At 70.8% G+C, this 1,329-nt stretch carries 1 protein-coding gene; it reads right to left on the bottom strand.

The features are described 5' to 3' along the window. Positions 1–1,258: hypothetical protein (locus tag FNH04_RS46050; protein ID WP_152792159.1), on the bottom strand; the 1,258-nt coding region annotated here is incomplete at its 3' end. Between the last annotated feature and the right edge of the window lie 71 nt (positions 1,259–1,329).

Here is a 1,329-nt window from a genome sequence, read left to right as displayed (position 1 = left end):
GCCCTGCCGTGGGCGTCTGTGCCGGGTGGTGGCCGGGCGGGGGCGGGCCCTGTGGTTGTTGCCCCGCTTGCCCCGCGTCGCCCGTGTCCTGCTGCCCCGCCGCGAGTTGTCCCGGACCGTCGTCGTACGGGAGCGGTGGCGGGGTCTGGGGCACTCCGGGGAGGCGCTGGGTGAGGATGTCGTTGACCGTGCGCAGGGCGAGCTTCTTGGGCTCCTCCAGCTCCCAGTTCTCGGCTGCGTCGCTGCCCAGGAGCTGGGTCACCAGGTCCATCTGGGACTGGATCATGCGGAGTTGGTCCTCGCGCATGCTGGACATGACCAGGCGGGAGTCCTCCGGATGACTGGCGAGGTGCAGTGCCCAGGCGTGGACGCCGCCCTGTTGCAGATGCCACTGGTAGAAGGCGATCTTCTGCGCCTCGACCTGCTGGAGTTCCAGCTCCTGCTGCCCCTGCTGGAGGGCGAGCTGGTGCTGCTGGCCGCTGTGCAGCATCGCCTGTTCGTACTGCCACCGCTGCTGCTGGAGTGCGAGTTCCTGCTGCTGCCCGCCGTACTGCATGGCCCGCTCGATCTGCAGGGCGTCCTGCTGGCGGTTGCGGCGGTCCACCTCCACGTCCACGTCCATGCCGCGCTGCGCCACGCGCATCTGCTCGGTGGCGGAATGGTCGATGGCCTGGAGCCGCTTCTGGTGGTCGATGTTCTCCTGGTCGCGCCGCAGCCGGAGGGTCCAGGTGACCTGGAGTCCCGCGGTCGCGCCGAGGGGCCCCAGCACGGTGACCGCCTCCAGCAGCTCCCGCTCGGCGGTGGCGCTGTCGGCGATGGAGAAGCGGCGGGTCACGGGCCGGGCCGCCTGCTGGAGTTCACCGAGGATCAGCGCGGGCACGTTCCGGTGCCCGCTCGCCACGAACCGGGCGGGGTCGAGGACCTGCCAGGAGAGTTCGGCCTCGGCGGTGAACTCGAACGCGTCGTTGTCGCTGGGCAGTCGGAGCTCGTCCGTGGACGGGTGCACGCCCATGTCGACCTCGTACACGGCGGTGTACCGCTTGGCGGCCACGTCGGCGCGCGTCGGCCGCTGCGGCGGCAGATAGGCCTCGTAGCCGCCCTTCGGTGTGGAGAAGACCAGCGCGTGGTCGATGCGGACGAGGGACCTCATGTTGAACTCGAAGCGCGACAGCTGCCGCACGGTGAGGACCGGGTCGACCAGCCGTGTGTGCCGGCCGGCCTTCTGCTGCCACTCGGGCTGGCGGTGGAAGGTGGGCATGGTGCGTGTCTCCTTGGGGACGTACCGACGGGCGTGGAGTGGCAGGCGGGTCGGGGAGCGACGTGGGGGCG

The sequence above is a fragment of the Streptomyces phyllanthi genome, assembly GCF_009377205.1.
GTDB classification, from domain to species: Bacteria; Actinomycetota; Actinomycetes; order Streptomycetales; family Streptomycetaceae; genus Streptomyces; species Streptomyces phyllanthi.
This window is presented reverse-complemented; position numbering and strand designations above follow the sequence as displayed.